Consider the following 22,935-nt stretch of genomic DNA (forward strand, 5'->3'; position numbering starts at 1 on the left):
TCTCGAGGGCTCTTTGCGGGTGTCGTCAGGCTCTGAGGCGGAGGCCTCTGGGGGTGGCGATGAAACCTGCGGCTTCGAGCAGGGGGCCGTGGGGTGCGGTGAGCGCCGCCGTGCCGTTGATGCGCTCCACGGTGACCGTGCCGAGTGCGCCCGCTCTGGCCGCAGAGGCGAGGGCTTCGGCGGCGGCGTGGAGGCGGGCGTCGTCCGGCGAGGCGGGGTCGTCCGGGTCAGTGGGCCAGGCGAGCAGGGTCTTGCCGCCGCGCTCCATGTACAGCGTGAGTTCGCCGTCCACCAGGACGACGAGGGCGCCCGCCTTGCGGCCGGGTTTGTGGCCCGCTCCCGTGGGCGGCTCGGGCCAGGGGAGCGCCGCGCCGTACGCGTTCGCCGGGTCCGCTGCGGCCAGGACCACCGCGCGCTCGCCGCCCGCGGGTGCGTCGCCGCGGTCGCGGGCGTTGGCGGCCGCCCGCAGCCGGTCCACCGCGCCGTCCATCGCGAACTGTGCGGCGCCCAGGCCCTCCACCACGTACCCGCGGCGTGCCTGCCCGCTGTCCTCGAAGGCGGACAGGACGCGGTACGTCGCGGAGAAGCCGCCCTCCACGCCCTCGGCGCCGACCGCGCCGCGCGTCACCACGCCGTGCCGGTCCAGGAGCGTCCGGGCCAGGGCGTGGGCCCGCCGGGTCGTGTCGGGCTCGTGGCCCGGGAGCAGCGACCAGCGGCCCGCGACCGTGGGCGGGCCGGTGCGGGAGACCGGGCGGGCGCCGGTGTGGGCGGCGGCCGTCAGTGATCCGTACCTGCCGCGCGGGACGTTGCGTCGGGCGCGGTGGGCCGTGGAGCCCGCGGTGCGGCCGGAGCCGAGGAGGGCGCGCATCGGGGCGAGGGTGTCGTTGGTGAGGCGGCCCGACCAGGCCAACTCCCAGATCGCGTCGGCGAGTTCCGGATCGGTGGCCTCGGGGTGGGTGGTCGCGCGGACCTGGTCGGCGATCTGGCGGAAGAACAGTCCGTACCCACCCGCCAGGGTCGTCAGGACCGACTCCTGCAGGGCGGTGATCTCCAGCGGGTGCGGCTCGGGGAGCAGCAGGGGCGCGGTGTCGGCGAGGTAGAGGGAGACCCAGCCGTCCTTGCCGGGCAGGGCGCCCGCGCCGGCCCACAACACCTCGCCCGTGGTGGTGAGTTCGTCGAGCAGCGCCGGGGTGTAGTCGCGCACGCGCGACGGCAGGATCAGCTTCTCCAGGGCGGAGGCGGGCACGGAGGCGCCCTGCAGCTGCTCGACGGCGCGCACCAGGCCGTCGATGCCGCGCAGTCCGTGGCTGCCGACGTGCTGCCACTGCGGCAGGAAACCGGCGAGCGCGGCGGGCGGCACCGGCTCCAGCTCGTGCCGGAGAGCGGCGAGGGAGCGGCGGCGCAGCCGGCGCAGGACCGTGGCGTCGCACCACTCCTGGCCGATGCCCGCCGGGTGGAACTCGCCCTGTACGACACGGCCGTTGGCGGCCAGGCGGTGCAGCGCACCGTCGGTGACGGCGACGCCGAGGCCGAAGCGGGCGGCCGCCGCAGTGGAGGTGAACGGGCCGTGGGTGCGCGCGTACCGCGCGAGGAGGTCGCCGAGCGGGTCCTTCACGGGTTCGGTGAACGCCTCGGGCACGCCGACCGGCAGGGCCGTGCCGAGCGCGTCGCGCAGCCGGCCCGCGTCCTCGATCGCCGCCCAGTGGTCGGCGCCCGCGATGCGGACCCGGATGGCGCGGCGGGCGCCGGTCAGCTCCTCCGCCCAGTGCGGCTCGGCGCCGCGCAGGGCCAACTCCCCGTCGGTGAGCGGGCCGAGGACGCGCAGCAGGTCGGCGACGCCCTCCACGTCCTTGATGCGGCGGTCGTCGGTGAGCCACTGCAGCTCGCGCTCAAGGTCGGTGAGCACGTCCGCGTCGAGCAGCTCGCGGAGCTCCGCCTGGCCGAGCAGCTCGGCGAGCAGTCGGGAGTCCAGGGACAGGGCGGCCGCGCGGCGCTCGGCGAGCGGGGAGTCCCCCTCGTAAAGGAACTGCGCCACGTAACCGAAGAGCAGGGAGCGGGCGAACGGGGACGGCTCCGGGGTGGTGACCTCGACCAGGCGGACGCGGCGGGACTCGATGTCGCCCATCAGCTCGACCAGGCCCGGCACGTCGAAGACGTCCTGGAGGCATTCGCGGATCGCCTCGAGGACGATGGGGAAGGACCCGAACTCGCTGGCCACTTCCAGGAGTTGGGAGGCGCGCTGGCGCTGCTGCCACAGTGGCGTGCGCCTGCCGGGGTTGCGGCGCGGGAGGAGCAGCGCGCGGGCCGCGCACTCGCGGAACCGGGAGGCGAACAGGGCCGAGCCGCCCACCTGGTCCGTGACGACCTGGTCGATCTCGCCCTTGTCGAAGGCGACGTCCGCGGCGCCCACCGGCGCCTGCTCGTCGTCGTACTCGAGGCCGGGCTCGGCCGGGTCCTGGTCGAGCAGGTCCAGGCCCATCAGATCGGCGTCGGGCAGGCGCAGGACCAGGCCGTCGTCGGCGTGCATGGCCTGCGCGTCCATGCCGAAGCGCTCGGTGAGCTTCGCGCCGAGGGCGAGCGCCCAGGGTGCGTGCACCTGGGCGCCGAAGGGGGAGTGGACGACGATCCGCCAGTCGCCCAGCTCGTCGCGGAAGCGCTCCACCACGATCGTGCGGTCGTCGGGCACATGGCCGCAGGCCTTGCGCTGCTCGTCCAGGTACGACAGGACGTTCTCGGCGGCCCACCGGTCGAGGCCCGCCGCGGCGAGGCGCTCGTGGGCCGCCTCCTCCGTGAGGCCGCCGATCTCGCGCAGGAACGCGCCCAGCGCACGGCCCAGTTCGAGCGGGCGGCCCAGCTGGTCGCCCTTCCAGAACGGCAGCCGGCCCGGCACTCCGGGGGCGGGGGAGACCAGGACGCGGTCCCGGGTGATGTCCTCGATACGCCAGGAGCTCGTGCCGAGCGTGAAGACGTCCCCTACGCGGGACTCGTACACCATCTCCTCGTCGAGCTCGCCGACACGGCCGCCGCCCTTCTTGGGGTCCGAACCGGCGAGGAACACCCCGAACAGGCCGCGGTCCGGAATCGTGCCCCCAGAGGTGACGGCCAGGCGCTGCGCTCCGGGGCGCCCCGTGACCGTGCCCGCCACCCGGTCCCACACCACGCGCGGGCGCAGCTCGGCGAAGGCGTCCGAGGGATAGCGCCCGGCGAGCATGTCCAGGACGGCCGTGAACGCCGACTCGGGCAGGGCCGCGAACGGGGCCGCACGGCGCACCGTCGCCAGCAGGTCATCCACCTGCCAGGTGTCCAACGCGACCATGGCGACGAGCTGTTGGGCCAGCACGTCGAGCGGGTTGGCCGGGACCCGCAGCGACTCGATGGCGCCGGACCGCATCCGCTCGGTGACGACCGCCGACTGCACCAGGTCGCCCCGGTACTTCGGGAACACCACGCCCGTGGAGACCGCCCCCACCTGGTGTCCGGCGCGGCCCACGCGCTGCAGGCCGGAGGCGACCGACGGCGGCGACTCGACCTGCACGACCAGGTCGACCGCGCCCATGTCGATGCCCAGCTCCAGGCTGGACGTGGCGACGACCGCGGGGAGGCGGCCCGCCTTCAGGTCCTCCTCGACCAGGGCGCGCTGCTCCTTGGAGACCGAGCCGTGGTGGGCGCGCGCTAGGACCGGCGGGGCGCCCTTCGCCGCCCCGGACTCCGCCATCAGCTCGGCGGGCGAGTGGTCCTCGGGCAGCGTCTCGCCCGTGGCCCGCTCGTACGCGATCTCGTTGAGGCGGTTGCACAGACGCTCCGCCAGGCGGCGGGAGTTGGCGAACACGATCGTCGACCGATGCGCCTGCACCAGGTCCGCGATGCGCTCCTCCACATGCGGCCAGATCGAGGGGCGCTCGCCCTGCTCGTCGTCCGCGTCCCGCGCCGGGGAGCCGCCCAGCTCGCCCAGATCCTCGACCGGGACGACCACCGACAGGTCGAACTCCTTGCCGGAGGGCGGCTGCACGATCTCCACCCGGCGCTGCGGTGAGAGATAGCGCGCGATCTCGTCCACCGGGCGCACCGTCGCGGACAGGCCGATGCGGCGGGCAGGGCGCGGCAGCAGCTCGTCGAGCCGCTCCAGGGAGAGCGCCAGGTGCGCCCCGCGCTTGGTGCCCGCGACGGCGTGCACCTCGTCCAGGATCACCGTCTCGATGCCGGTCAGGGCCTCGCGCGTGGACGAGGTCAGCATCAGGAACAGCGACTCGGGCGTGGTGATGAGGATGTCCGGCGGCTTCGTGGCGAGGGAGCGGCGCTCGGCCGCCGGGGTGTCTCCCGAGCGGATGCCGACCTTCACCTCGGGCTCCGGCAGGCCGAGGCGCACCGACTCCTGGCGGATGCCGGTCAGCGGCGAGCGGAGGTTGCGCTCCACGTCCACGGCGAGGGCCTTCAGCGGTGACACGTACAGGACGCGGCAGCGCTGCTTCGGGTCCGCGGGCGGGGGCGCGCTCGCGAGGCCGTCCAGCGCGGACAGGAACGCGGCCAGGGTCTTGCCCGAGCCGGTCGGGGCGACGACCAGCACGTCCGAGCCCTCGCCGATCGCCCGCCAAGCGCCCTCCTGGGCGGATGTGGGCGCGGAGAAGGCCCCCGAGAACCAGCTGCGGGTCGCGGGCGAGAACGAGTCGAGCGCTGTCCGTGCCATGGTCCCCATCGTGCACCGCCCCACTGACAATCGGCCCGACCTGGGGAAACGGAGGCGCGAGGCATCCGCCGGTCTGGCAGCCGACCGCGAGCGCCGGGCAGGCCGGCCGCGGACACCTGGCCGGCCGTGGTCGCCGCGGGGCTCCTGGCCGCCGTGAGGAGTGCGCTCGCTTTGCGAGAATGCGGGTATGGGGTCGGGCAAGGACGAGTGGGCGCGGTACTGGCAGCACGAGCAGCTGCCGGGCATCGACCTGCTCCGCGCCCGGTACGTCCGGCACTCCTTTCCCCGGCACAGCCACGAGGGCTATGTGTTCGGGGCGGTCAGCGGCGGCGTCGAGGACGTGGTGATGCCCGACCGCACGGTCCACGCGGCCCCCGGCAGCGTCGTGATGATCAACCCCGAGGTGCCGCACTCGGCACGCGCCGGGGTCCCCGAGGGCTGGACGTACTCGACGCTGTACCCGTCCACGGAGGTCGTCGCCGAGATCGCCGCCGAGACGACCGCCCTGCGCGGCACGGTGGGCTTCGCCGAGGTCGACGTGGACGACCCGCAGGGCGCGCGGATGATCCGGGAGGTGCACCGCGCCGCGGAGGAGGGCAACGCACTCGCCGCCGACAGCGTGCTGCGGATCTTCGTGGCCAGGCTGCTGCGCCGGTACGGCGGTTCGCTGCCCGCCCGCACCCTGCGCTCGGCGGGCTGTCGCGACGCCGCACGCGCGCGTGACGTGCTGGCGGCCCGCATGGCGGAGCCGCCCTCCCTGGAGGAGCTCGCCGCGGAACTGGGCACCAGCCCGTTCGCGCTCCTGCGCGCCTTCAAGCGGGAGTACGGGATGCCGCCGCACACCTGGCTCACCAACGCGCGCGTGCGGCGGGCCCGCGCGCTGCTCGACGTCGGCACCGCTCCCGCCGATGCGGCGGTTGCCGTGGGGTTCACCGACCAGCCTCATCTGAACCGGCACTTCACCCGCATCGTCGGAGTGCCCCCGGGGGCGTACCAGCGCGAGCGCGGGGGAGGACCGCTGCCCGGGGCCGAACCGCGCCGCTCTGCGGCAGGACCACACGCGGGAGCAGGGCCGCATGCGGCTCCCGGGCCACACACGGCGGACGGCCCGCACCGTGCGGTGCGCAAGAACGTACAAGACCGGGCGGAGCCGTTCACCGTACGTTCCTAGGCGTGGCAGAACAGACAGCATCCGCAGCAATACGCGCCGGAGACGACCCGGAGGACGTGGGCGTGCCGACCGCGCAGGGCGCCGGGAAGGCGGACTCCGCCGTCGTCCGGGACGCGCTCGGCGTGGGCCTGGCCGTCGGGCTCTCCGGCTTCGCCTTCGGCGTGACCTCCGTCGGGAACGGCCTCAGCCTCCTTCAGACCTGCGCCCTGAGCCTTCTCGTCTTCACCGGCGCCTCCCAGTTCGCGCTCGTCGGCGCGCTCGCAGGCGGCGGAAATCCGGTGACCGCGGCGGCAGGGGCCTTCTTTCTCGGCGTGCGCAACGCGTTCTACGGCTTGCGTCTCTCGCAGCTCCTGCAACTGCCGCGCGCTGTGCGCCCGTTCGCCGCGCACTGGGTGATCGACGAGACCACGGCCGTGACGCTGGCCCAGCCCACCAGGCGAGCCCGCCGTATCGGGTTCACCGTCACGGGCCTCACCCTCTATGTGCTGTGGAACCTCACCACCCTGCTCGGCGGTCTCGGCGCCGAAGCCATCGGCGACACCGACGCCTGGGGCCTGGACGCCGCGGCACCCGCCACGTTCCTGGCGCTGCTCGCGCCGATGCTGCGTACGGCCACGGAACGCGCGGTGGCGCTGCTGGCCATCGTGCTCGGCCTCGTGCTGCTTCCCGTGCTGCCCGCGGGCGTGCCCGTTCTGGTGGCGGCCCTCGCTGCGCCGCTCGTGCTGTTCGTGGAGGGCCGCAAGATCCGGGCCCGGGAGAGGAACGACCGTTGAACATCTGGCTCGCCATCGCCCTGACCGCCGCCGGCTGCTACGCCGTCAAGCTGCTCGGCCTCCTGGTGCCCGCCGGAGTCCTGGAGCGGCCCCTCGTGCAGCGCCTCGCCGCGCTGCTGCCCGTGGCGCTGCTGGCCGCTCTCACGGCGCAGCAGACCTTCGCCGAGGGGCAGCAGCTCGTTCTCGACGCCAAGGCGGCCGGTCTCGCCGCAGCGGGCGTGGCCTTCCTGCTCCGGGCGCCGTTCCTGCTGATCATCGCGGCCGCGGTCCTCGTCACCGCGGGCGTACGGGCGCTCGGCTGAAAACAGGCGCTCGAGGAAAGCGAAAAGAGGCGCTAGAGGAAAGCGAGAACAGGCACCACGCGCGCGTGGTGCCTGTTCTCGTGTGCTGTCGCAGGGGGAGGGCGGCCGTCGTCGTCAGCTCAGCTTCCGCCCGTACGCGCGCAGGGTGCGCAAGGCGTCGATGGTCACGACCGGACGCCACTCCAGGGCCGAACCGGGAGCCCACATGCGCCAGTTGACCGGCCAGCCCCCGTCGTCCTGCTGCTCGCTCTCCAGGTGGTCCAGGGACCGGCCGACCTCCTCGTCGGTGAACCAGGAGCGGGCCAGGGACTCCGGCACGCGCGCGTAGTCGTGCGGGAAGTGGTGCTCGCCCGGCGCGTACCCCGGCGCCACCGGGTACGTGTCCCGCCGCCGCGGGTCGAGCACGGCGAGCCGCTGTTCCCGGACGAGCCGGCCGAGGCGGTCCGCGGCGGACCGGGCGCGGGAGCGGTCGGGCGCCCCGTCGAGGAAGGCCACCGCGGCCTGGATCTCGTACGGGTGGGACGTGGTGAGCGACTCGACGGCGTTCCAGCAGTAGTCCGTGGCGCGGAACAGCCAGGCGTGCCACACCTCGTTGCGGTGCAGCAGGCCGACCACGGGGCCGGTGGCGAGCAGGTCGCTCGGCGGGTCGTCCACGACGGGCACGAACGGCGCCACCGGGTAGCCGCGCTGGCTCGGATGGATCGCGGGCAGCGCCCCGTCGGGCGTCGACAGCTCCGAGAGGTGGCGGCACACCCGCTCCACGCGCTGCCCGCTGCAGCGCCCGATCGAGTCGAGCACCCGCAGCGCGTGCGCGGTGTGCAGCGGCTGGCTCACGGGGCCCCGCAGATCGGGTTCGAGTGCGTGACCGTATCCGCCGTCCTGGGTGCGGTACGCGGCGAGTGCCTCCTCGACGGCATCGGCGGAACCGCCGAGGAAGTGGTGGGCGAACCTGCGCTGTTCGAGCACACGCGCGGTGAGCCACACGAAGTGCTCGGCGCGGGCGAGCCGGGAGGGCCGAGCGGCCGTGGGGCGCGGCAGGCCCGCGGCTGCGTCGGGCGTACCGGATGCAACGGATTCAGCCATGCCCCGAACCGTAGGACGGCGGACGGGGACGGACAGCCGTAACGGCCGGGGCCCACCCTCAGGGGCGGGACCCCGGGGGCACGCGGTTGACGCCACTCGCCCTCCCCGATGCGGGCGAAAACGGGAGCTGACCTGCGAGGGCGCCGCCGATAGGAGCTCCGATCGGCACTGTTGTGCGGGACCGGCACCGGTCGTGTCCCGGCGCACATCGGCCCTCGATTTCAGGCCCCCTTATAGGCCCCCTTATAGGGCCCCTTTACGGGGCCCCCTCTCAGGCCCCTGTCTCCGTGCCGCCCCCTGGGGCTGTTTTCAGGGCTTCTTCCGGGCCACGTAGTACACGTTCAGGATGTCGCCCTCCACGTGCCGCTCTGTGACGTCGTCGAAGCCCGCCTCGGCGAGCATGCGCTGGGCGGTCTGCCTGCCCCACACGGTGCCGAGGCCCGCACCGCCCTCTCCGAGGGAGACCGTCATGCAGTAGAAGACGGAGAACGTGTAGAGCGCGGGCCCGAGCAGGTGGTCGACGTTCTCCTCGAGTCTGCTGGAGGCGTCGATGTCGCCCATGAGGAACGTTCCGCCATCCCGCAGGGCGGCTGCGACGGCGCTCAGGGTCTGCGCGGGGCGGGCCAGGTCGTGGATCACGTCGAAGGCCGTGATCAGGTCGTACGCGCCGGTCAGCGCCGCGGAGTCGCCGATGTCGAAGCGGACGTTCCGCAGCCCCATTTCCTCGGCCTCCCGGCGCGCCGCCGCGATGCCCGTCTCCGACATGTCCAGGCCGCGGAACCGGCTCTGCGGGAAGGCCTCGGCAAGGAGGTTGACGGCGTGCCCCTGCCCGGTGCCGATGTCCAGGGCGTCGATGCCCTCGCGCAGCCGCTCGGCGAGGCCGGGCGCCAGCGGCACGACGGAGTCGATCAGGGCGGCGTCGTACACCCGCGCCGTCTCCTCGGCCTGGAGTTCCTGGAAGCGCGGGTAGGACGAGTAGGGGACGCCGCCGCCCTTCCGGAACGCCTCGAAGACCTCGTCCTCGACGATGCCGATCAGCGCGAGGTTCTGCATGAAGGACGCCATGTTGTCCGGCCCCGCGGCGCGCGTGAGGGCGGCCGCGTGCTCGGGCGGCAGCCGGTAGGTGCCGTTCTCGGGGGCATACTCGACGATCCCGCCCACGGTCATCCCGCCGAGCCATTCGCGTACGTACCGCTCGTCGAGGCCGGTGGCCGTGGCGATCTGCTCGCTCGTGGAGGGCGGGAGCTCCGCCATGGTGTCGAAGAGCCGGGTCCGGTGGCCCAGGCTGCACAGGTATCCCAGACAGGCGTCGTTCAGGACCTGCACTATGCGGCCGGCGAACGCTTCCTGCTTCGCGAGGTCGAGGGTGTCCGTGGTCATCGCCGTCTCCTTCCGTCAGAGGTCGGAGAGCGAAACAGGACGCCGAGCCGCAGACCGGCCAGGGATGTCGTTTCGAACCATGCTACGCCGCACCGGCCGGCCCGCCCCTCGGCGCGGGTCGAGGGCAACTGGGCGGCAGCGGCCCGGAGTTACCCTCCGTCTTCATGTGGAGACCGACCTCGAAGAGCGGACGGCGGACCGGACGGCGAACCGGGCTGCGACCGTACCGCGGACCACATCCGGCCAGGTGACCGAGGCTGATCGATTGGTCGCCCAATGGAATCACCGGTCTACACACAGTTGACAGAGTTAGGTGTGCCTAACTTAATCTGTCGCCTCGTGTCTACGAACTCGTCGGACGCTCCGACCAGGGGGCTCCGCGCCAGGGGGCTCCGCACCGGCGGGCTCCGACCCGAACGCCTCAGGCGCATACCGTTCTTCGTCGTCGGGGGTGCCGCCCTCGCGCTGTGCGTCGCGTTGAGCCTCGCGATGGGGGCGCGGCCGGTGCCGTTGTCGACCGTGGTCGGCGCGCTGTTCGGTGACGCTTCCGGTGCGGACGCCGTCGCGGTCACCGGGCTGCGACTGCCGCGCACGGTGATTGGGCTCGCGGTCGGCGCAGCGCTCGGGGTGGCAGGCGCGGTCGCGCAGGGCGTCACCCGGAACCCGCTGGCCTCGCCGACCACGCTCGGCATCAATGCGGGAGCGGGCTTCGCCGTGGTCGTCGCGATCTACGCGCTGCACCTCACGCAGCCCGTCGAGTACCTCTGGTTCGCCTTCGCCGGAGCCGCCGGCGCCGCACTCTTCGCTCAGGCGCTCGCCCGAAAGAGCGACCTCGACCCCGTACGCCTCGCACTGGGCGGGACCGTGCTGCAGCTGGTGCTGCTCTCCTGGACCGCCGCGCTGATGCTGCTCAGCCAGCGCACCCTGGACGAGGCGCGGTTCTGGCTCGCCGGCTCGATGGCCGGGCGGCCCCTCGACGTGGTGTGGCCGGTACTGCCCACGCTGGTGATCGGGCTCGTGCTCGCCTTCGCCGTCTCGCCCGCCCTCAACGCCCTTGCCATCGGGGACGATTCGGCCCAGGCACTCGGTGTGCCGGTGGCCCGTATCCGCCTGGCGGGCGGGGTCGCGGTGATCCTGCTCGCCGGTTCGGCGGTCGCGGTGGCCGGGCCCGTCGCGTTCGTCGGGCTCGCCGCACCGCACATCGTGCGCGCGCTGCTCGGCTCGGACCATCGGGTGCTGCTGCCCGGCTGCCTGGTCGTCGGGCCGCTGCTGCTGCTCGCCGCCGATGTGCTCGGACGTGTCGTCATCCGGCCGTCGGAGCTGGAGGTCGGCATCGTCACCGCGTTCCTCGGCGCACCGCTCCTCGCGCTGCTCGCACGGAAGGCGGCCCGGTGACCGACACCCTGCGGACCGCGCCGTCCGCCCCCGCCGTACGCACGAAGCTCGTCACGCCCGCCCGGCGCACCGCGCTGCTCTGCGGCTCCGCCGTGGTCGTCCTCGTCGTACTGGCCACGTTCTCGCTCACCCACAGCGACATCCCGATGTCCGTGTCCGTCGCGCTGCGGGCCCTCGTCGGCTCCGGCGACGGCGGAAGCGTGCTGGTCGTCCAGGAGTTCCTCGCGCCCCGGGTGGCGGCCGGGATCGTCGCCGGGGCCGGGCTCGGGGTCGCGGGCTCGCTGCTACAGCGGCTCTTCCGCAACCCGCTCGCCTCCCCGGATGTCATGGGCATCACCGGCGGCGCGTCCTTCGGGGCCGTGTCGCTCCTCGCGGCGGGGGCCTCGCAACTCCTCATCCCGCTGGGCGCGTTGGCCGGCGGGCTGCTCGCGGCCCTGCTGCTCGGAGTCTTCGCCTGGCGCTCCGGCCTGGGCGTCACCCGGCTCGTGCTCGTCGGCCTTGCCGTGCAGGCCGGTCTGGCCGCCGCGGTGAACTTCATGGTCGTACGGTTCCCCACCGAGCTCGCCGGGGCGGCGCTGCAGTGGACGACCGGGTCGCTCTACGGCCGGACCTGGACCGAGGTGTGGGCCGCCGCGGGCGCGACGGTGCTCGTCCTCGCGGTCGCCTGCTGCCTGCACCGCCGCCTCGCCGTGCTCGACCTCGGCGACGAATCGGCTGGCGCGCTCGGCATGAACACCTCCGTCGTACGCCTCCAACTCCTCGTCACCGCCATCGTGTTGGCGTCCCTCGCGGCGTCGGTCAGCGGTCCGGTCGGCTTCGTCGCCCTCGCCGTACCGCATCTGGTGCGCTTCCTCGCCGGGCCGCCGACCCTCGGAACGCTGACGCTCACCGGGCTGACCGGGGCCGTGCTGCTGCTCGGCTCCGACCTGGTCGTCCAGCATCTGCTGCCGGTCGAGGGGCTGCCCGTCGGGGCCGCCACCGCCACCCTGGGCGCCCCGTTCCTGCTGGCACTCATGATCCGTCAGGGCCGGCCCGTCGACAGGAGTACCGCATGACCGCCGCCGAACAGACGGGCCGGAAGCAGCACATGGACCGGCCCACGACCGACCAGCCCCAGCCCAACCAGCTCGCCGCCCGCGGCCTCGACCTGCGCTACGGCGAGCGGACTGTCGTCGACGGCCTCGACCTGGTGATCCCCGGCGGCGCCGTCACCGCGATCGTCGGCCCCAACGCCTGTGGAAAGTCCACCCTGTTGCGCGGTCTGACGCGGCTGCTCGCGCCCGCCGACGGCACCGTCACCCTGGACGGCGCGGACATCCACCGCATGTCCGCGCGCGCCCTCGCCCTGCGTCTCGGCCTGCTCCCACAGCAGCCGGTCACACCCGAGGCCGTCACCGTCGAGGCGCTCGTACGGCTCGGCCGCTACCCGCACCAGCGGCTCCTCAGCCCCTGGTCCGAGAAGGACCAGGCCGCCGTCGAGGCAGCCCTGGAGCGGACCGGCACCGCGTCCCTGCGGGATCAGCCCGTGGACCGGCTCTCCGGCGGCCAACGGCAGCGCGTGTGGATCGCCCTGGCCCTCGCGCAGGACACCGAACTGCTGCTCCTCGACGAGCCCACGACCTTCCTCGATCTACGGCACCAGCTCGACGTGCTCGACCTGGTCGCCGAACTGCACTCCGAGGCCGGCCGCACCGTGGTGATGGTGCTGCACGACCTCGGTCAGGCCGCCCGTTACGCGGACCACCTGGTGGTCCTCAAGGACGGTCGGCTCGCCGCGGCCGGGCCACCGGCCGAGGTCCTCGACGCCGAACTGGTCAAGTCCGTGTTCGACGTCGACTGCCGGGTGATCCCCGACCCGGAGACCGGCACCCCACTGGTCATCCCGCGTGGCAGCGCGGCGCGGCTCGCCCAAGCCCCGACCGCCTGACCGACCCGACCCCTCTTCACCCACCTCTCTTCACCCGAACCCGACCCCACCTCACCCCAACCGCTCACCCCAGAAAGCGAACCCTCATGCCTGCGTACAGACGCCTCAGCGCCGCTCTCCTGGCCGCTGCCGTCGGCGCCACCGCCCTCACCGCCTGCGGTGGCGACAAGGCCGCCGACGATGCGAAGAAGCCCGCCGCCGACGAGGCCGGCGCGTTCCCGCGCACCGTCAAGCACTCCATGGGCAGCACCAAGATCCCGGCCAAGCCCAAGCGTGTCGTCGTCCTCGACACCGGTGAGCTGGACGATGTCACCATGCTCGGCATCAAGCCGGTCGGCGCGGTCTCCCCGCACTTCAAGACCGCCGGCGGCTTCCCCGAGTACCTGGGCGACAAGGCCAAGGGCGTCACGGACGTCGGCCCGGCCCTGGAGCCGAACCTGGTCAAGATCGCCTCGCTGAAGCCGGACCTGATCCTCTCCTCGAAGGTCCGTCACGAGAAGGTCTACGACAAGCTCAACGCCATCGCCCCGACTGTCTTCACCGAGACCACCGGCGGCCCGTGGAAGGAGAACCTGGCCGTCCACGCCAAGGCCCTCGGCAGGGAGAAGCAGGCCGCCGCGGAGCTGAAGAGCTACGAGGACCAGGCTGAGGCCCTCGGCGAGGCCGTCGAGAAGAAGTACAAGGGCGAGATGCCCACCGCCTCGGTGGTCCGCTTCATCGCCGGGCCGACCCGCCTCTACCAGAAGTCCGCGTACAGCGGCGTCGTCCTGGACGACATCGGCCTGGAGCGCCCGAAGTCGCAGTCCTCCGAGGACCCCGAGGTCTCCATGAAGGACGTCAGCCCGGAGCAGATCGACCAGGCCGACGCCGACCTCGTCTTCGTCACCCTCGCCGACGCGCCGGAGAAGACCAAGCAGAAGGACGTCACATCCAACCCGGTCTGGAAGGGCCTGAAGGCCGTCAAGAACGACAAGGTCTTCACCGTCCCGGACGAGACCTGGATGTCCGGCATCGGCGTCCAGGCCGCCCGGCACATGCTCGCCGACGTGGCCGAGGCGACCGGCGTCGAGCTCCCGAAGGCGTGACCCCGCGCGGGGGGGGGGGGGGGGGCCCCCCCCCCCCCCCCCCCCCCCCCCGCACCGCCCTGATCGGTGGGTGCGCCCCACGTGTGCCGCGCACACCGGACCGCCTCTCATACCCCGCTATGAACGCCCCGCCCCGGTTGCGTCGTCGGGCGCATTCCTCGGGATGGTGACGGGGCCCACACTGACGGTTGTTCCGAGCCGGGCCGTCGATCGGGAGGCATCAACTCGTCATGCTCACACGCCTGTTCACCCCCCTGCCCATCGGCCCCGCGACGATCCGGAACCGGATCGTGTCCACCGGCCACGACACGGTGATGGCGGAGGACGGCAAGGTCACCGACCGCCTGGTGGCCTACCACCGGGCCCGAGCGCAGGGCGGCGTCGGCCTGATCGTGCTGCAGGTCGGCGGTGTGCACGACAGCGCCCGCTACACCTCGCACGCGCTGATGGCCGACACGGACGCCTGCGTCGAGGGCTACCGGCGGCTCGCCGACACGGCGCACGAGCACGGGGCCACGCTCTTCGCGCAGCTGTTCCACGGCGGCGCCGAGGTCATGGACACCGCGGACGGCGCGCTCGGCGTCTCCTACTCCGCCTCGACCGTCCCCACCGAGCGGTTCCGGGTCTTTCCCCGCGCGATGCCGCGCGCCATGGTCCGCGAGGTGATCGACGGGTTCGCGGCCGCCGCCCGGCGGCTGCGGCGGGCGGGCCTGGACGGCGTCGAGATCGTCGCTTCGCACGGGTATCTGCCCGCGCAGTTCCTCAACCCGGCGACCAACCTGCGCACCGACGAGTACGGCGGCTCCTGGCCGAACCGTCTGCGCTTCCTGCGGGAGGCGCTCACCGCCACGCGCGAGGCCACCGGCGGCGAGCTCGCGGTGGGCGTGCGGATCAGCCTCGGCGAGACCCACGAGGGCGGGCTCGGCGAGGACGACGCGCTCCGGGCGGTCACCGAGCTCGACGGGGCCGGTCTCCTCGACTATGTGTCCGTCACCCATGGAACCTCGGCGACCCTCGGTGGCTCGGACCACATCGTGCCGCCGATGACGATGGATCCGCTCTGCACCACCTCCCTTTCGCGGCGCGTGAAGGAGGCGGTGTCCGTGCCCGTGATCGTCGCGGGCCGCATCAACCAGCCGCAGGACGCGGAGCTCGTACTGGAGCGCGGCGACGCCGACGCGGTGGGCATGACGCGCGCGCTGATCTGCGACCCCGAGATGCCCGCGTACGCGCGACGCGGCGACCTGGACGGCATCCGCGCCTGCATCGCCTGCAACCAGGCCTGCATCGGGCACTTCCACACCGGCCACCCCATCTCCTGCATCCAGCGGCCCGAAACCGGCCGCGAGCAGCTCTACGGGATCCTCACCCCGGCCCGCCGCCCCCGCGACGTACTGGTCGCCGGGGCCGGGCCCGCGGGCCTGAAGGCGGCGGTGGTGGCTTCACGGCGCGGCCACCGGGTCACGGTCTACGACGCGGGCCGACGCCCCGGCGGCCAGGTGCTGCTCGCCGAACGGCTGCCCGGACGAGCCGAGTTCGGCGGCGCGGTGACCAACCTCCTCGAGGAAGCGCGCCGTTCGTCGGTGCGGATCAAGAGCGGCGTCACGGTGGACGCGGAGCTCGTACGCGAACAGGCCCCCGACGCGGTCGTGCTTGCGACCGGCGCGCGGCCCTACCGCCCGCCCCGGCTGGTGACCGACGGCGCGACCGTGCGCGACGCCTGGGAGGTCATCGGCGGCGGCGAGCTGCCGAAAGGCCGGGTCCTCGTCGCCGACTGGCGCGGCGACTGGGTCGGCGTCGGCGTGGCGAACCTGCTCGCCGAGCGGGGCCACAAGGTCGTCCTCGCCACGACCGGGTACCAGGCCGGGGAGACCCTGCAGCAGTACACGCGCGACGAGTCGCTGCGCCGCCTGATGCGCCACAAGGTCGAGGTCGTCCCGCTCGTACGGCTGTACGGGGCGGACGACGACACCGCCTATCTGCAGCACGTCCTCACCGAGGAACCGGTGCTCGTGGAGGGCGTGACGTCGGTGGTGCTCGCGCTCGGGCACGAGCCGGTGGTCCAACTCGCCGACGAGCTGGCCGAGTTGGCCGAGGGCGAGCGGCCCGACGTCCATCTGATCGGCGACTGCCTGGCGCCGCGCACGGTCGAGGAGGCCGTCCTGGAGGGCATGCGCATCGGCCACGCCCTCTGACTCAGCACCACGCGAATCCGGCTCCGCACCACGTGCATCCGACTCCGCACCACATGAACGGGAGGCACCACCCATGGGATCCATCGCAGTCACCCTCTACTACGGCCTCGTCCCCTTGGCCGTCATCGCCTTCGGCTGGCGGGTCATCCGCCGTGACTACGGCAGCCGGGACGGGGGTGAGCAGTGATGTTCATCGCCGGAGTCATCGGGTCGTTCCTGCTCTATCTGGTCATCGGCGCCGTCGTGGGGCGGCGCGTCAAGGACCGGTCGGACTACTTCGTGGCCGGGCGGCGCGCCCCCACGCTCCTCGTCGCGGGCACCCTTGTGGCGTCGTTCCTGTCCACCGTGGCCTTCATGGGCGAGGTCGGCTTCGCCTACGACGGTTTCCCGCTGGTGCTGCTCATCGTGACGGCGCTCAACATCTCCGGGTACGTGGTGGGGGTGCTCGGCTTCGGCCGCTACCTGCGGCGCTCCGAGGTGCTCACGGTGCCGGAGTACTTCGGCAAGCGCTTCGACTCCCGCGCCGTCCAGTCCGTCGCGGGCGTGATGGTGGTCGTCGGCATCGGCTTCTACCTGATCGCCGTGACGCATGGACTGGCCCTGGTGATGGGGCAGTTGCTGGGCTGGGACACCTGGGTCTCGGTGCTGGTCGTGTGGCTGGGCTACACGGTGTTCACGTTCATGTCGGGCTCGCAGGGCATCCTGATCAACGACACGATCATGTTCTTCATCTTCATGCTGGCGGGTGTGGGCGGCATGTCGTGGGTCGTGTACCGGGCCGGCGGTCCGAGCGAGGTGCTCGACAAGCTGCAGGCGCTGCCGGGCAAGCCGGACGGCCTGAGCTGGCACGGCGTCACCGGTGAGGGCGCGTACATGGGCAGCCCGGGAGAGGTGCTCGTGTGGGCGCTGGCCATCGGCCTGGTGTGGATGGCCGTCGTCGCCGTGAGCCCGTGGCAGTCCTCGCGCTACCTGATGGCGCGGAACGAGCACGTCTCCATCCGCAGCGCCTTCATCTCCATGGGCACGGTCGGCGTCCTGTACGTCTTCCTGGCGTTCGGCGCGTACGCGATCAACGTCTTCAAGGCGGACATCGACCCCTCGGAGGTGGCGTTCATCTGGGCGGCGCAGCATCTGATGCCGCCCGTCCTCGGCGTGGTCGCGATCACCGGCATCGTCGCGGCGGGCCTCTCCTCGGCCTCCTCGTTCCTCGCCCTGATCGGCTTCAGCGTGGCCTACGACGTACTGCCGCAGCGGGAGGACGGCACGGTGCCGGAGGAGGTCGCGCTGCGCCGGTCCCGTCTGGTGATGCTCGCCGTGGGGGTGGTGGTGCTGCTGGTCACGCTGGTGACGCCGCCCGCTGTGCTCACGATCGGGTACTTCGCGGCCACCTTGTTCGCCGCGGCGTGGGGCCCGGTCTCGTTCTGGAGCATCCGCAGTGAGCGGCTCAGTGCGCGCGGGGCCCTGGCCGGGATGGTGGCGGGGTTCGTCGGGGTGGCCGTGATCAGCGGCCTGAAGGACTTCGCCGGGCTCGAACTGCCGATCTGGGCGCACCCGGTGTTCCTCGGCTTCGCGCTGAGCGTCGCGGCGACCTGGATCGCCGACCGGGGTGTGGAGCCGAGCCCTGCGGCCAAGGCGTTCCGGGCGAGCCTGCTCGCGACGCCCGCCGCGGAGCGGCAGCCGCGGAAGCTGCGGCGGACGTCCTGGATCGCCACCGGCACGACCGCCGCGTTCGTCGCCGCGGGCCTGGGCCTGCTCGCCTTCTACGGAATCCCGTTGATGTCCTGAGCCCACATGTCTTGAACCCACATGTGCCGAACCCACATGTCCAGGGCCCACATGAGCCGGAGTGCGCCCGTGCGCCCCCGATGCACACGTCCGAGCCCCTGCCGTACCCCACAAACATGGGGGCGGCAGGCGGTACGGACGGGATCCGTGGGGAGCAAGGGTGCGGAGCCACAGGGCATGACCACACAGGGCGGCAGCGGCAAGTCCCGCTTCGAGGACATCTACGAACAGCCGGACCCGCGCGCGTACTTCACCCGGCTCGCGCCGCTGGAGTACGAGATCCCGCACCACGCCCAGCCCGTCTTCCGCCGGGCCGCCGCCGAACGGGCCGCGCTCGACGACGGCCGTGCCCGCCCGCCCGCGGTGCTCGACCTGTGCTGCTCGTACGGCATCAACGCCGCCCTGCTCAACCACGAGGTGACGTTGGCGGAGCTTTACGAGCGGTACACGTCTCCCGCCGTGCAGGCCCTGACGAGCACCGAACTCGCCGACCTGGACAAGGAGTTCTACGCCGAGCGCCGCCGCCCCGACGCCGTCCCGGTGCTCGGCCTGGACGTCTCGGCACCCGCGGTCGGGTACGCGCGGGCGGTGGGCCTGCTCGACGGGTCGTTCACCGACAACCTGGAACTGGGCCCGCCCGGCGGTGAGTTGAGCCACGCGTTGGGGGACGTCGGTCTCGTCACGGTGACGGGCGGAGGCAGCTACGTCACCGCCCGGACGTTCACCGCACTGCTCACCCAGGCCCAACGGCCGCTGTGGATCAGCACGTTCGTCCTGAGGACCGTCTCGTACGGCCCGATCGAGCGGGCCCTGGCCGCCGCGGGCCTGCGCACCGACCTGGACGCCGGCCACACCTACCCGCAGCGGCGCTTCACCGGCCCCCGCGAGCAGCGGTACGCCGTCGAGGCGGTGCGGGCGGCGGGCCACGACCCGGCCGGTCGCGAACAGGCGGGCCGCTTCCACACCTTGTACTACGCATCCCGGCCGGTCTGACCTCAGCGCCCGCCACCGCCGGCGCTGCGCGCGCGTCGCGAGACCGAACGCGGACCCTCACTCCAGGACCGAGCGCCAGCGGTCGGCAGACTTCAGCATGTCCTCGATGACGTGCTCCAGGAACGTGCCCGCCTTGGCGAGGCGGCGGCCGACGGGGGTGTCGAGGCCGAGCTGCTCCGCGGTGGCGAGGGAGGCCCTGGCCGAATCGAGGGTCTGGCGGGCGCTGATCACCACGGAGTTGTACCAGGCTTCGTCGTCGATCACATAGATGTCGCGCCGCCGCTCCGGATCGCGTTCGCGCCGCACATATCCCTGCGCCACAAGGAAGTTGACGGCCACGGAGACGGACGCCGGGCTGACGTTCAGCCTGCGGGCCAGCTCGGCGGCGGTGCGTCGGCCGTCCTCGGCGAGGAGCAGGTCGATGTGCACCCGCGCCGTCATCCGCGGCAGCCCCGACCGGACCGCGAGCTCGACGACGTGCTCCATCGCGCTGTCCGACGGGGATTCGGTGCGCTCGGGCGCCGGGGTGCCGCGCCGGGCCCGCCGCACCGTGGCGTGCTGCGCCTGCTGGGGCCGGTAGTCGCGCGGGCCGCCGTTGCGTGTGACCTCCCGGCTGATCGTCGACGTCGGACGTTCGAGCCGCCTGGCGATCTCCGCGTACGAGAGTCCGTCGGCGAGTCCGGCCGCGATACGGCCTCGGTCCTGCTGGGTCAAGCGTCCTCCTGGCATGCCGTCAGTATTGCCTTCGGCAGATCTCATTGCAATGCCTCATTGCATTCGACTTCACCGTCATTGCATCAAAATTACCCGCCTGACCTGCACAGATGCATTTTAGAAGATTGACGATATGTCGAATGCAACGTAGCTTTCGTGATGCGCCAAACACGTCATGTCGCGAGTTGAGGATGGGCAGGAAAAGCCATGAGCGAATCCCTTCACACCGTCACCGCACTGCCGACCGAGCGGCCCTCCGGCTGCCCCTTCGACCCGCCGCCGGAGCTGCTCGACGCCCGCCGGCACGGTCCCGTCAGCCGCTTCACCCACCCCGGCGGCAAGCCCGGCCGGCTGATCACCGGCCACGAGCTCGTACGGTCGGTACTCGCCGACCCCCGGTTCAGCTCGCGCAAGGAGCTCCTGAACGTCGTCGACTACGAGCTCCCGCCCGCCCCGCCCGGCGAGTTCCTCCTCACCGACGACCCGCAGCACGGGCGCTACCGCAAGCCCCTGATCGGCAAGTTCACCGTGCGGCGGATGCGGCTGCTCACCGAACGCATCGAGCAGATCACCGCCGACTGCCTCGACGCCATGGAGAAGACGGGCCCGCCGGCCGACCTGGTGACCGCGTTCGCGAAGCCGATCCCCACCATCGTCATCTGCGAACTCCTGGGCGTGCCCTACGAGGACCGGACCTCCTTCCAGGAGCAGATCGACAAGTTCATGAACGGCGAGACCAGCGACGAGGACCTGATAGCGGCCTACACCGCGACGCAGCAGTACCTCGCGGACCTCGTCGCCGCGAAGCGCGCGCACCCCACGGACGACGTGCTCAGCGAACTCGCCGCCGGTGACCTGAGCGACGAGGAGTTGCAGGGCATCAGCCTGATCCTGCTCGCGGCCGGCTTCGACACCACCGCGAACATGCTGTCCCTCGGCGCCTTCGCGCTCCTTCAGCACCCGGACCAACTCGCCGCCCTGCGCGCCGATCCCGGGCTCGCGGACCGTGCCGTGGAGGAGCTCCTCCGCTACCTGAGCGTCGCCAAGTCCTTCATGCGGACCGCGCTCGTGGACGTGGAGCTGGGCGGCCGGACCATCGAGGCCGGCACGACGGTCGTCCTCTCGTACCACACCGCCAACCACGACCCCGAGCGCTTCACCGATCCGCACCGGCTCGACCTGCGACGGCAGGAGGGCGGCCATCTGGCCTTCGGCCACGGCCCCCACCTGTGCCTGGGCCAGCAGTTGGCGCGCGTCGAGATGCGGGTCGCGTTCTCCGCGCTCCTCGCCCGCTTCCCGACGCTGCGGCTCGCCGTACCGGCGGAGGAGGTCGCCCTCCGCCCGGAGACGGCGGACGTGTACGGGGTGAAGAGCCTGCCGGTCACCTGGGACGTGTGAACCCCACATGTGCACGGGCCCCATGCGTGCGCGAGCTCTATGTGCGCGAACTCCATGTGTGCAGGCCCCATGTGCGCGGGCCCCATGTGCGCGGGCCCCATGTGCCCACAACCCTCAGCCCGTCGGGCGGCGTTCGATCGCGATCATGGCGACGTCGTCGCGCAGCCGGCCGCCGACATGGTCGAACAGGTCGCGCCGGAGGCGGCGCAGAAACGCCTCCGGGCTGCTCTCCTGCCAGCCGTCGATGCGCTCGACGAGGGGATAGAACGCGCCGGCGGAGTCGCGGGCCTCGATGACCCCGTCCGTGTAGAGGAGCAGCAAGTCGCCCACGGCGAACGTGAACACGTCGACGTGGTAGTCGGGGTGCGCCACTTCGCCGAGGCCCAGCGGGGGTGCGGGCTGCCGGGCCTCGACCGTCGTGACCCGGCCGCCGCCGCGCCGCACGACCGGCGGCGGGTGCCCGCAGTCGACCATCGAGATCCCGCTGCCCTCGTCGGGGATGTCCAGGACGGCGGCGGTGATGAACGTCTCCCCCGTACGGTCCGTCTCGCCGGGCTCGGACAGGCTCCAACACACGCTGCCGTCCAGGTACTTGACCAGTTCGACGAGTGTGGCCTCGCGGTGCGCGGCTGCCCGGAACGCTCCGAGCAGCAGCGCCGCGTCGCCGACGGCGGTCATCCCCTTGCCCCGTACGTCGCCGATGATCAGCCGGGTGCCGGAGCTGGTGCGCACCGCCGCGTACAGGTCGCCGCCTATCTCCGCCTCGGCCTCCGCGGCGAGGTAGAGGGAGGCGACGCGCAGCGGCCCGATCTCCTTGGGCAGCGGCCGCAGCACACCGCGCTGGGCGGCCTCGGACACGTACCGCACCTGCGACAGCTCCCGGGCGCGGCGCTCCCGCACCACGCAGAACACCACCAGGCAGGAGCCGACGAGGATCAGGGCGGCGATCTGCGCCTGATGGTTCGCCGAGAACAGCTCGTCGGGATCGCGCAGTACGGCGATGACCGCCTGCGCCGCCACCGCGAGGGCGGCGATGAGCCCGGTCGTCCAGGGTCCCGCGAACGCCGCGGTGATCGCCGGGGCCGCGACGAGGAGGGGGCCCAGGTGGATGTCGGGCGGCGCGAACACGTCGACCACGGTCACCAGCGCGACCAGCGCGATCGGGAGGGCGACCAGTGCGTGGCCCCGCCCGCCGCGCGCCGACCGCCGAAGACCCACGAACCGCGTCACCGTTCTCCTTCTCGGGCTGGAGCGCCGAAGGCACTCCCGGGCACTCCAGGGCGCTCCCGGTCACTCCCGGCAGGAAACACCGAAGGCTCCCGGCAATTCTGTGCGCATCGGCCTCCGTTGCGCATGTCGCAGCCCTGGTCGGGCCCGCCCCGTACGAGACGGACGGGGTACGCCCGCACCCGCCCGGCCGCGGGTGGGCGCGGTTGCGGGGTGCGGGTGGAGAGCCGAGGGTTGATCCACCGGTACGACCACGGGAAGCGCCGTGGACCCGACGGTGACCGCACTGCGGCGCACGACCGACTCGTCCTGTCGCCGGCGCGTTCCGGCCCGGACAGGACGGCCCCGGAGGAAGCCATGTCCGACCCCTCGTCTCGCATGCCCTACGCCCACGACCATCAGGAGCACCACCACAAGGAGAGCGACAGCGTGCTCGCCTCCGGCGGCGTCATGTTCGCCGGCGTCCTGATGATGCTCGACGGGATGTTCTCCGCCATCGCCGGCATCTCGGCCATCGCCGAGGACGACGTCTACACCCGCGTCGGCGACTACGTCTTCGAGCTCAACCTGACCGCGTGGGGCTGGATCCACCTGGCCGTCGGGGTGATCGTGGTGGCCGCGGGGGCGGGCGTGATGCGGGGCGCGGGCTGGGCCCGCGGCATCGGCGTGACACTCGCGGCCCTGATCGTGCTGCTGCAGTTCCTGTGGCTGCCCTACCAGCCCGTCTGGTCCCTGGTGAGCATCGCGATCGCCGTGTTCGTCATCTGGGCGCTGTGCACCGAGACCGGTCGCGCGCCCGCCCGTCCCACGGACTGAGCCCCGG

Annotated in this window: 17 protein-coding genes; 12 read left to right on the forward strand and 5 right to left on the reverse strand. The window is 72.6% G+C overall.

Annotated elements, in window-relative coordinates; all coding sequences use genetic code 11:
- Positions 1–25: 25 nt before the first annotated feature.
- Positions 26–4,684 carry an ATP-dependent helicase gene (locus QIS96_RS19565; RefSeq protein WP_282543948.1) on the reverse strand — a complete coding sequence of 1,553 codons (4,659 nt, stop codon included), beginning with the start codon at positions 4,682–4,684 and terminating at the stop codon, positions 26–28.
- A 187-nt stretch (positions 4,685–4,871) separates the two neighbouring features.
- Here QIS96_RS19565 and QIS96_RS19570 point away from each other — a divergent pair, with 187 nt between their 5' ends.
- The 3 genes from QIS96_RS19570 to QIS96_RS19580 are packed head-to-tail and all read left to right on the forward strand — an operon-like array spanning position 4,872 to position 6,930.
- Positions 4,872–5,855 carry an AraC family transcriptional regulator gene (locus tag QIS96_RS19570; protein ID WP_282543949.1) on the forward strand — a complete coding sequence of 328 codons (984 nt, stop codon included), beginning with the start codon at positions 4,872–4,874 and terminating at the stop codon, positions 5,853–5,855.
- Between the two features lie 29 nt (positions 5,856–5,884).
- On the forward strand, positions 5,885–6,628 hold the full coding sequence (locus tag QIS96_RS19575; protein ID WP_408907222.1) for an AzlC family ABC transporter permease: 744 nt from the start codon (positions 5,885–5,887) through the stop codon (positions 6,626–6,628).
- Complete coding sequence (locus QIS96_RS19580; protein ID WP_282543950.1) at positions 6,625–6,930, forward strand: AzlD domain-containing protein; 306 nt, start codon at positions 6,625–6,627, stop codon at positions 6,928–6,930. The genes QIS96_RS19575 and QIS96_RS19580 overlap by 4 nt, the downstream gene beginning before the upstream one ends.
- A 114-nt stretch (positions 6,931–7,044) precedes the next feature.
- On the opposite strand, the gene QIS96_RS19585 is transcribed toward QIS96_RS19580, so the two are convergent.
- Positions 7,045–8,013, reverse strand: coding sequence for a hypothetical protein (locus QIS96_RS19585; RefSeq protein WP_282543951.1), 969 nt, complete (start codon positions 8,011–8,013; stop codon positions 7,045–7,047).
- A gap of 309 nt (positions 8,014–8,322) precedes the next feature.
- Positions 8,323–9,393 (reverse strand): class I SAM-dependent methyltransferase, encoded by a 1,071-nt coding sequence (locus QIS96_RS19590; RefSeq protein ID WP_282543952.1) that lies wholly within the window; start codon positions 9,391–9,393, stop codon positions 8,323–8,325.
- Between the two features lie 339 nt (positions 9,394–9,732).
- Here QIS96_RS19590 and QIS96_RS19595 point away from each other — a divergent pair, with 339 nt between their 5' ends.
- The 7 genes from QIS96_RS19595 (at position 9,733) to QIS96_RS19625 (ending at position 18,773) form a co-directional block, all read left to right on the forward strand.
- Positions 9,733–10,788, forward strand: a complete 1,056-nt coding sequence (locus tag QIS96_RS19595; RefSeq protein ID WP_408907216.1) for a FecCD family ABC transporter permease — start codon at positions 9,733–9,735, stop codon at positions 10,786–10,788.
- Positions 10,785–11,843, forward strand: a complete 1,059-nt coding sequence (locus tag QIS96_RS19600; protein WP_408907217.1) for a FecCD family ABC transporter permease — start codon at positions 10,785–10,787, stop codon at positions 11,841–11,843. The genes QIS96_RS19595 and QIS96_RS19600 overlap by 4 nt, the downstream gene beginning before the upstream one ends.
- 32 nt (positions 11,844–11,875) lie before the next feature.
- On the forward strand, positions 11,876–12,715 hold the full coding sequence (locus tag QIS96_RS19605; protein ID WP_282544058.1) for an ABC transporter ATP-binding protein: 840 nt from the start codon (positions 11,876–11,878) through the stop codon (positions 12,713–12,715).
- Between the two features lie 86 nt (positions 12,716–12,801).
- Positions 12,802–13,800, forward strand: coding sequence for an ABC transporter substrate-binding protein (locus QIS96_RS19610; protein ID WP_282543953.1), 999 nt, complete (start codon positions 12,802–12,804; stop codon positions 13,798–13,800).
- A gap of 230 nt (positions 13,801–14,030) precedes the next feature.
- On the forward strand, positions 14,031–15,995 hold the full coding sequence (locus QIS96_RS19615; RefSeq protein ID WP_282543954.1) for an oxidoreductase: 1,965 nt from the start codon (positions 14,031–14,033) through the stop codon (positions 15,993–15,995).
- A 186-nt stretch (positions 15,996–16,181) separates the two neighbouring features.
- Positions 16,182–17,780, forward strand: coding sequence for a sodium:solute symporter family protein (locus QIS96_RS19620; RefSeq protein ID WP_282543955.1), 1,599 nt, complete (start codon positions 16,182–16,184; stop codon positions 17,778–17,780).
- 177 nt (positions 17,781–17,957) lie between these two features.
- Positions 17,958–18,773 carry a hypothetical protein gene (locus QIS96_RS19625; protein ID WP_282543956.1) on the forward strand — a complete coding sequence of 272 codons (816 nt, stop codon included), beginning with the start codon at positions 17,958–17,960 and terminating at the stop codon, positions 18,771–18,773.
- Between the two features lie 57 nt (positions 18,774–18,830).
- On the opposite strand, the gene QIS96_RS37890 is transcribed toward QIS96_RS19625, so the two are convergent.
- On the reverse strand, positions 18,831–19,502 hold the full coding sequence (locus tag QIS96_RS37890) for a GbsR/MarR family transcriptional regulator (RefSeq protein WP_408907218.1): 672 nt from the start codon (positions 19,500–19,502) through the stop codon (positions 18,831–18,833).
- 192 nt (positions 19,503–19,694) lie between these two features.
- Here QIS96_RS37890 and QIS96_RS19640 point away from each other — a divergent pair, with 192 nt between their 5' ends.
- A complete protein-coding gene (locus QIS96_RS19640) occupies positions 19,695–20,885 on the forward strand; it encodes a cytochrome P450 (protein WP_282543957.1) in 1,191 nt (396 codons plus the stop codon).
- A 114-nt stretch (positions 20,886–20,999) separates the two neighbouring features.
- Here the strand turns inward: QIS96_RS19640 and QIS96_RS19645 are convergent, their stop codons facing one another.
- The gene (locus tag QIS96_RS19645) at positions 21,000–22,115 is read right to left on the reverse strand and encodes a PP2C family protein-serine/threonine phosphatase (protein ID WP_282543958.1); all 1,116 of its coding nucleotides are present in this window, start codon (positions 22,113–22,115) and stop codon (positions 21,000–21,002) included.
- Between the two features lie 354 nt (positions 22,116–22,469).
- Between QIS96_RS19645 and QIS96_RS19650 the strand changes: the two genes are divergently transcribed.
- Positions 22,470–22,928 carry a DUF7144 family membrane protein gene (locus tag QIS96_RS19650; RefSeq protein ID WP_282543959.1) on the forward strand — a complete coding sequence of 153 codons (459 nt, stop codon included), beginning with the start codon at positions 22,470–22,472 and terminating at the stop codon, positions 22,926–22,928.
- The last annotated feature ends 7 nt before the right edge of the window (positions 22,929–22,935 follow it).

The organism is Streptomyces cavernicola (assembly GCF_029968035.1).
Lineage (GTDB): Bacteria > Actinomycetota > Actinomycetes > Streptomycetales > Streptomycetaceae > Streptomyces > Streptomyces cavernicola.

Bases quoted from the DNA above. Each gene is read 5' to 3' on its own strand.
- QIS96_RS19640 (WP_282543957.1), top strand. From the start codon at position 19,695: ATGAGCGAATCCCTTCACACCGTCACCGCACTGCCGACCGAGCGGCCC.
- QIS96_RS19565 (WP_282543948.1), bottom strand. From the start codon at position 4,684: ATGGCACGGACAGCGCTCGACTCGTTCTCGCCCGCGACCCGCAGCTGG.
- QIS96_RS19585 (WP_282543951.1), bottom strand. From the start codon at position 8,013: ATGGCTGAATCCGTTGCATCCGGTACGCCCGACGCAGCCGCGGGCCTG.
- QIS96_RS19615 (WP_282543954.1), top strand. From the start codon at position 14,031: ATGCTCACACGCCTGTTCACCCCCCTGCCCATCGGCCCCGCGACGATC.
- QIS96_RS19610 (WP_282543953.1), top strand. From the start codon at position 12,802: ATGCCTGCGTACAGACGCCTCAGCGCCGCTCTCCTGGCCGCTGCCGTC.
- QIS96_RS19605 (WP_282544058.1), top strand. From the start codon at position 11,876: ATGGACCGGCCCACGACCGACCAGCCCCAGCCCAACCAGCTCGCCGCC.
- QIS96_RS37890 (WP_408907218.1), bottom strand. From the start codon at position 19,502: ATGCCAGGAGGACGCTTGACCCAGCAGGACCGAGGCCGTATCGCGGCC.
- QIS96_RS19625 (WP_282543956.1), top strand. From the start codon at position 17,958: ATGACCACACAGGGCGGCAGCGGCAAGTCCCGCTTCGAGGACATCTAC.
- QIS96_RS19650 (WP_282543959.1), top strand. From the start codon at position 22,470: ATGTCCGACCCCTCGTCTCGCATGCCCTACGCCCACGACCATCAGGAG.
- QIS96_RS19570 (WP_282543949.1), top strand. From the start codon at position 4,872: ATGGGGTCGGGCAAGGACGAGTGGGCGCGGTACTGGCAGCACGAGCAG.
- QIS96_RS19620 (WP_282543955.1), top strand. From the start codon at position 16,182: ATGTTCATCGCCGGAGTCATCGGGTCGTTCCTGCTCTATCTGGTCATC.
- QIS96_RS19590 (WP_282543952.1), bottom strand. From the start codon at position 9,393: ATGACCACGGACACCCTCGACCTCGCGAAGCAGGAAGCGTTCGCCGGC.